The sequence below is a fragment of the Desulfatiferula olefinivorans genome (genome assembly GCF_054657895.1).
This window is the reverse complement of sequence record NZ_BAAHXV010000021.1, coordinates 77,396-85,149: the sequence shown is the minus strand read 5'-3', so window position 1 is coordinate 85,149 and position 7,754 is coordinate 77,396. Positions and strand designations below refer to the sequence as shown.

The window sequence follows — 7,754 nt, the reverse complement described above, 5'->3', positions numbered from 1 at the left end:
GGGGGTGGGGGGGGGGAAGGTGTGGGGGGGGGGGGGGGGGGGGGGGGGGGGGGGGGGGGGGGGGGGGGGGGGGGGGGGGGGGAGGGGGGGGGGGGGGGGGGACGGAGAGGGGAGGGGGGGGAGGGGGGTGGGGGGAGAGAGCAGGGGAAGCGAAGGGGGGGGGGGGGGGGAGGGGTTGGGTCCCCCCCCCCCCCCCCCCCCCTACCCCAATCCTGCGACGTTCCCCTATCCCAGCAGCGGTTTCAGAAACTGTCCCGTGTAGCTTTCCGGGACGGCGGCGACGGTTTTCGGGGGGCCCTGGGCGATGATGAAGCCGCCCTGGTGGCCGCCTTCGGGGCCGAGGTCGATGATCCAGTCGGCGGTCTTGATCACGTCGAGGTTGTGTTCGATGACCAGGACCGTGTTGCCGCCGGCCACCAGGCGGCGCAGGACGTCGAGGAGTTTTTTCACGTCTTCGAAATGCAGGCCGGTGGTGGGCTCGTCCAATATATATAAGGTCTTGCCCGTGCTGCGTTTGGACAGTTCCCGGGCCAGCTTGATGCGCTGGGCCTCGCCGCCGGACAGGGTGGTGGCGGCCTGGCCCAGCTTGATGTAGCCGAGGCCCACATCCATCAGGGTGTCCAGGATGGCTTTGATTTTCGGGTAACCGCCGAACAGCTCGTGGGCCTGGCGCACGGAAAGGTCCAGCACGTCGGCGATGGAATGGCCCCGGTAGAGGATATCCAGGGTCGCCTCGTTGAAGCGACGGCCCCGGCAGACCTCGCAGGGCACGAACACGTCGGCCAGAAAATGCATTTCAACCTTGATGTAGCCGTCGCCGGAACAGGCCTCGCAGCGGCCGCCCTTGACGTTGAAGGAATAACGCCCCTTTTTGTAGCCCCGGGCCCGGGATTCGGGCAGAAGGGCGAACAGATCCCGGATCAGGTCGAAAACCTTGGTGTAGGTAGCCGGATTGCTCCGGGGGGTCCGGCCGATGGGTTTCTGGTCGATGTTGATGACCTTGTCCAGATGATCGAGCCCCTCGATTTTATCGTATCGCCCCACCTCGGGACCGTCGCCGTGAAGAGACCGGGCCAGGGCCGGGTAGAGGATCTGGTTGATCAGGGTGGACTTGCCGGCGCCGGACACCCCGGTCACCGCCACCAGAAGCCCCAACGGGATAGCCGCATCGATGTTCTTCAGGTTGTTTTCAGACGCCCCGCAGATGGTCACCCAGCGGTCGCCCCGGTCTTCGGGACGGATCACCGTTTCGGGCAGGGCAATGGTGCTGAGGCCCGCCAGATACCGTCCGGTCAGGGAATCGGGATTGGCCCGGATCACCTCGGGCGGTCCCTGGGCCACCACCTGGCCGCCCAGAAGCCCGGCCCCCGGACCCATGTCCACAATCCAGTCCGCCGTTTCCATGGTTTCCTGGTCGTGTTCGACCACAATCAGCGTGTTGCCGATATCCCGCAGGTGGCAGAGGGTTTCCAGAAGCTTGATGTTGTCCCGCTGGTGAAGACCGATGGACGGTTCGTCCAGAATGTACAGCACGCCGGTCAGTTCGGACCCCACCTGGGAGGCCAGGCGGATGCGCTGGGATTCGCCGCCGGACAGGGTGGGGCCGCTGCGGTCCAGGGTCAGGTAATCCAGGCCCACGTTGATCAGAAACCCCAGCCGGTCCATGATTTCCTTGACCAGTTCTTTGGCGATCAGCTGCCGGTTGCCGGTCAGGGTGAGACCCTCGAAAAAGTCGTAGGCCTCCTTGATGGTCATGGCCGTCACGTCGATGATGGATCTATCCCCCACCCGCACACACAGCACCTCGGGCTTGAGGCGTTTGCCCTCACAGGTCCGGCAGGTCCGGGCACTCATGAACTGGGCATACCATTTTTTCTGGCTTTCGCTCTGGGTCTGCATGTACCGACGCATCATGCTGTGGACCAGGCCCTCGACCTTGGTTTTCACCGTGCCTTTGATCTTGGCCGAGCGCCAGTCCACCACGATTTCCCGGCCCCCGGAGCCGTAAAGGCACAGATCCCGCTGTTTTTTGGGCAGATCCTGAAAGGGGGTGTCGAAGTCCAGGCCCAGCTGGTCCTCCATGGCCTTGAGCTGGCCCAGGCCCCAGGAATTCCCGCCGTCATGATCCTCGCGCAGAAAATAATTGCGCCAGGGCACCACGGCCCCCTCCCGGATGGTCAGGGTCCTGTCCGGGACGATCTTGTCTTCGTCCATGGCCACCAGACTGCCGATGCCGTTGCAGTCCGGGCACATGCCCAGGGGGGCGTTGAAGGAAAACAGCTGGGGCGTCAGTTCCGGGTAGGCCACGCCGCAGCAGGATCTGGCCTCGCTCATCAGCAGATCCTCCCGATCCAGCACGTGGACGATCAGGCTGCCGTGGCCGAATTTCAGGGCCGTTTCCACGGAATCGGTCAGGCGGGACCGGAAGGCCTCATCATCCTTGACGACCAGGCGGTCCACCACCACCTCGATGTTGTGTTTCTTGTTTTTGGCCAGTGTCTGGACATCGGAAAGCTCCCGCACCACGCCGTCGATACGGACCCGGGCGAAGCCGTCCTGCCGGAGGCCGTCGAGCTGGTCCTTGTGCTCGCCTTTGCGGTTTTCCACGATGGGCGCAAGGATCAAAATTTTCGTCTGGACGGGCAGGGCCAGAATCCGGGCGACCATGCTTTCCGCATCGCCCCGGCCCACCTTCTTGCCGCAGACCATGCAGAACTGCTCGCCGGTCCGGGCGAACAGCACCCGCAGGTAGTCGTAGATTTCCGTGATGGTGCCCACCGTGGACCGGGGGTTCTTGCTGGCCGCCTTCTGCTCGATGGCGATGGTGGGGGACAGGCCCCTTATGGTGTCGTATTTGGGTTTTTCCATCTGACCGATAAACTGGCGGGCATAGGAGGACAGGGATTCCACATAGCGGCGCTGGCCCTCGGCGTACAGGGTGTCGAAGGCCAACGACGATTTCCCCGAGCCCGACACCCCGGTGACGACGATCAGCTTCTTCTTGGGAAGCGATGCATGGATGTTCTTGAGATTGTGCTCCCGTGCCCCGCTGATCTCAATGGCATCGAGCTCCCTGACCTTGCCTATTTTAAGTGTCTGACTGTTTTTTTTCATATTTCCCTATGGTGACGTTGTAATCCTTGCCTCCGGCGGCCCTTCCGGGGGACCAGATTTTAAAAATCTGGACAAATGGGATTTAAGTGTGACAAAAAAATAGACGCCATTCATACCTGTTTGTCAAACTTTTCAAAAGTTTGGCCCCCGGCAGGGCCGCCGGAGGCATTCATTTCTTTAGAAATTTTAATTATTCAAGGAGAATAACATAATGCCGATCATCACCATTGCAATCGCAAAAGGACGGACCCTCGACCAGAAACGGACCCTGGCCCGTGAAATCACCCGTGTGACGGCCGAGACCCTTGCCGTTTCCCCGGAAAAAATCTGGGTCCGCATCGACGAATTCGACAAGGACCAGTTCGCCGTGGCCGGAACCCTGATGAGCGACCGGACGGCCTGAGCCGGTGGGCGCCATCGTTTTCACCTTCGACCCGGACCTGACCCGGAAAAACCGCTGCTTTACCGTGGTGCTGACCGCCGTGGATAAACGCGGCGCGGGCCGGCAAAAAGCACCCGGCACCCGGATCTACCGGGCATCCGACCTTCCCCGCCTGACCGCCCTGATGCCGGACAAGACCCTGTTCCGCACGGCCCTTGAAAGTGAAATGGCCATCCGAAAAACAGAAGGGCGTTTTTTGTCCGCGGACCAGGAATTCACCCGGCTGCGCATCGCCAACCGGTTTCTTCCGGGATTTGTCGCGGCCTGCGCCCGAAAACGCCTGCTGATCGATCAGGACGGACGGCCCCTGGTCTTCGAGACGGCCACCTTCGTCCGTCCCGAACTGGCCCTCATGGACGGCCGCCTGACGGTGTTCATCGAAGGCACCGCGCTGACCGACGCGGAGACCGTGCTCACGGCCCCGCCCGTGACCCTTTTGCGAGGACGGCGTCTGATCCAGCTTCCCCCGTCCCTCACCTGGAAGACGCTCAGCGACCTGCCCCGGGGAAAAGCCATGGACGACGCCCAATGGGAGGCCCTGGCCACCGACCGGTCCCGGCAAGAGGACACCTTCAGCATCCGGGGAAAGGGGCCCGCCCCGGCCCGGGCGATCCGGAACGTCCGGCCCCGGCCCGTGCTGAACATGGCCGAGGACGTGAAAAAAGCCGAACTGTTCTTCGACTACCGGGGCGTGATGGTCCGGGATAAGGACCCCGACGATCCCGTGTACGACCCGTCCGGAGATCATCTGGTATACCGGGACGCGGCCCGGGAGGACGAGATCCGCGCCCAGCTTCTTAACCTGGGTTTTTTCATGCGAAACGACGAGGAGGCCAACTGGTTCCTGGCCCGAAACACCCTGGACGGGGTCTGGGCGGAGCTGGCCCAGAAGGGCATCCGGGTGCGCCTCGCCGGGCGGGCCCTGACCCGGTCCCTTTCGGTACACTGGAGCCTGTCGGCGGACCGGAACCGTCTTCTGGTGGGCGGCCGGGTCATCGAAGGGGATCTGTCCATGGGTCTCGACCCCCTGCTTTCGGCTGTGCGGGACAACCGCCCCTGGTTCAAGCGGCCCGACGGTTCCTGCGGGCTTTTGGGGTCGGGTCTTCGGAAGACCCTGGCCGATCTGGCCGAAAACGGCAGGGTCACGGGCGGCCGGATCAGTTTCGCCCGTCCGGACATCGCCCGGGTCAGCGCCCTTCTGGGGCGTGACACCGAGATCGCCGAGACGCCGGAGGTTGACGCCCTGCGACGGTTTGCCGCATCGCCCACGGACATCCGGGCCTACGATCCTCCCCCGTCCCTTTCCGGCATTCTCCGGCCCTACCAGCTTACGGGCTACCGGTGGCTGCGAACCCTCCGCGAGCTGGGCCTCTGCGGCATCCTGGCCGACGACATGGGTCTGGGCAAGACCCTCCAGGTGCTGACCCTGATCCTCGCCCTCAAGCAGGAGGGCCGCCTCAACGGACCGGTGCTGCTGATCGCCCCCAAAACCCTGCTGTTCAACTGGGAACTGGAACTCAAGAAATTCGCCCCGGAGCTGTCCGTCCTTCTGTTCGCCGGTCCATCCCGTCCCCGTGATCCCAAGGCGCTCGCAGAGCAGGACCTGGTCCTCACCTCCTACGGTCTGCTTCGGACGGACACCCCCCTTCTGGCGTCCATTGCCTGGGACAGCCTGATCCTCGACGAGGCCCAGGCCATCAAAAACCCCCACGCCCAGGTATCCAGGGCCGTCAAACAGATCCCCTGCCCCGTCCGGCTGAGCCTCACCGGCACCCCGGTGGAAAACGCCGCCACGGACCTGTGGAGTCAGTTCGATTTTCTGATGCCCGGATTTCTGGGTGGCCTGCGCGCGTTCAAGGACACCTACGGCAGCGACACGGCACGGCTTGACGAACTCCAAAAACGAACCCGACCCTATATCCTCCGGCGTCTGAAACGCCAGGTTCTGGCCGAACTCCCCCCCAAAACCGATACAACCATCTTCTGCGAGTTCACCGACGAGCAGCGCTCGGTCTACGACCAGGCCCTGATCGCGGCCCGGCAGGAACTGGAGGACCTGAGCGAAAAGACCTCGTTCACCATGCTCCGGCTGCTGCTCCGCCTCCGCCTCATCGCCTGCCACCCGGCCCTTTGCGTGACAAAAAGCCGGAGGGCCCTCACCAGCGGTAAGCAGGAGGCCGTGTTCCATGCGGCCATGGAGATTCTGTCCGAAGGCCACAAAATCCTGATTTTCTCCCAGTTCACCCGGCATCTGAAACTCGCCCGGGAACCGTTTCACCGCCTGTCCGTCCCCTCCTTCTATCTGGACGGGAAAACCGCCGACCGGGCCCGGGTGGTCCGCGATTTCCAGGACCACCCGGGGCCCTGCCTGTTTTTCATCTCGCTGAAAACCGGCGGCACGGGGCTGAACCTGTCCGAAGCCGACTACGTGTTCCTGCTGGACCCCTGGTGGAACCCGGCCGTGGAAAACCAGGCCGTCGACCGCTGCCACCGCCTGGGCCAGAAAAACGCCGTCACCGTATACCGCTTCATCACCCGGGGCTCCATCGAGGAAAAGGTCAATGAATTGAAAGGCATCAAAAAGGACATCGAAGAGGCCCTGATCCGGGATTCCGCCCCCGATCGGGGTGTTCCCGACGAAGCCGCCCTGAAATCCCTGCTTCTGTCGGACATGGATCAATGAACGATATTCTATATTTCAGGAAAGAATCAGCTCTATATTCTTGACACAAAACATGATGTCCATTATTATTTCCCGAAATTTTTAAAACAGCGAACATTTTACGAAAACCATATTCCCCGCCAAGGACGCCGGTCCAGAGCTGGGGCCCCGACCAGGAGACCTGTCATTATGATCCGAATCAACGACCACTACCTGAAACTCAAAGCGTCCTATTTGTTTTCCGACATCGCCAAGCGGGTAACCGCCTTCCAGCAGAGCAACCCGGACCGGGACATCATCCGGCTGGGCATCGGCGACGTGACTCGGGCCCTGCCCCAGGCCTGCATCGATGCCTTCCACGCCGCCGTGGATGACATGGCCGCTGAAAAAACCTTCCGGGGCTACGGCCCGGAACAGGGCTATGACTTTCTGCGGAAAGCCATCGCCGCAGGCGATTACCAGAGCCGGGGCGCGGACATCGACGCCGACGAGATCTTCGTCAGCGACGGGGCCAAATGCGACACGGGCAACATCCAGGAACTTTTCGCCACGGACATCACCATCGCCATTCCCGATCCCGTGTACCCCGTGTACCTGGACACCAACGTCATGGCCGGACGGACCGGGGCCTTCGAGGGGGGAAAATATCAGGGCATCGTCTACCTGGACTGCACCAAGGCCAACAACTTCGTTCCCGAACTGCCCAAGACGCCCGTGGACCTGATCTACCTCTGCTTTCCCAACAACCCCACGGGCACCACCATCACCAAAGACGCCCTGAAGACCTGGGTGGATTACGCCCGGGACAACAAGGCCCTGATTCTTTACGACGCGGCCTACGAGGCCTTCGTCACCGATCCCGACCTGCCCCGGACCATCTATGAAATCGAGGGCGCCCGGGAGGTGGCCATCGAATTCCGGAGCTTCTCCAAAACCGCCGGGTTCACCGGCACCCGCTGCGCCTTCACCGTGGTGCCCAAGAGCCTCATGGCTTACGACGACACCGGCAAGGCCCATGCGGTCCACGCCCTGTGGAACCGACGTCACACCACCAAGTTCAACGGCGTGTCCTACCCGGTCCAGCGAGCCGCCGAGGCGGTGTACAGCGAGACGGGCAAGACCCAGGTCCGTGAGCTGATCGACTATTACCTGAAAAACGCGGCCCTGATCCGCCGGGAAATGGGTGCCCTGGGTTACGACCTGGTGGGGGGCGACAATTCGCCCTATGTGTGGATCGACGGACGCACCGATTCCTGGGAATTCTTCGACCTCCTGCTCAACAAGGCCGGGGTGGTCTGCACTCCCGGCGCGGGCTTCGGCGCATGCGGTCAGGGGTTCATCCGCATCAGCGCCTTCAACAGCTACGAAAACGTGGAAAAGGCCATGGCGCGGATCAAGGACGCCCTCTGATCTGCCCTGATGCCGCTGCTCATCGAAAGCACCCTCCGCCCGGAGGGTGCTTTTTTTTCTTGTCAGGCCCCCCGAACCTTTGTTAGGTATAAACCATCTAACGCGTCATTCCGGGAAGGTGTCACG

4 protein-coding genes are annotated in these 7,754 nt (G+C 62.6%); 3 read left to right on the top strand and 1 reads right to left on the bottom strand.

The window, feature by feature from the left end; all coding sequences use genetic code 11:
- Positions 1-225: 225 nt before the first annotated feature.
- The gene (uvrA, locus tag ACYQ11_RS14800; RefSeq protein ID WP_459924576.1) at positions 226-3,114 is read right to left on the bottom strand and encodes an excinuclease ABC subunit UvrA; all 2,889 of its coding nucleotides are present in this window, start codon (positions 3,112-3,114) and stop codon (positions 226-228) included.
- A 211-nt stretch (positions 3,115-3,325) separates the two neighbouring features.
- Between uvrA and ACYQ11_RS14795 the strand changes: the two genes are divergently transcribed.
- The 3 genes from ACYQ11_RS14795 (at position 3,326) to ACYQ11_RS14785 (ending at position 7,628) form a co-directional block, all read left to right on the top strand.
- Complete coding sequence (locus ACYQ11_RS14795) at positions 3,326-3,517, top strand: tautomerase family protein (RefSeq protein ID WP_459924575.1); 192 nt, start codon at positions 3,326-3,328, stop codon at positions 3,515-3,517.
- 4 nt (positions 3,518-3,521) lie between these two features.
- Positions 3,522-6,239 (top strand): DEAD/DEAH box helicase, encoded by a 2,718-nt coding sequence (locus ACYQ11_RS14790; RefSeq protein WP_459924574.1) that lies wholly within the window; start codon positions 3,522-3,524, stop codon positions 6,237-6,239.
- 168 nt (positions 6,240-6,407) lie between these two features.
- Positions 6,408-7,628, top strand: coding sequence for an LL-diaminopimelate aminotransferase (locus ACYQ11_RS14785; protein WP_459924573.1), 1,221 nt, complete (start codon positions 6,408-6,410; stop codon positions 7,626-7,628).
- Positions 7,629-7,754: the final 126 nt, after the last annotated feature.

Excerpts from the sequence above, each read along its gene's own strand:
- uvrA (WP_459924576.1), bottom strand. The coding sequence starts at position 3,114 with ATGAAAAAAAACAGTCAGACACTTAAAATAGGCAAGGTCAGGGAGCTC.
- ACYQ11_RS14795 (WP_459924575.1), top strand. The coding sequence starts at position 3,326 with ATGCCGATCATCACCATTGCAATCGCAAAAGGACGGACCCTCGACCAG.
- ACYQ11_RS14785 (WP_459924573.1), top strand. The coding sequence starts at position 6,408 with ATGATCCGAATCAACGACCACTACCTGAAACTCAAAGCGTCCTATTTG.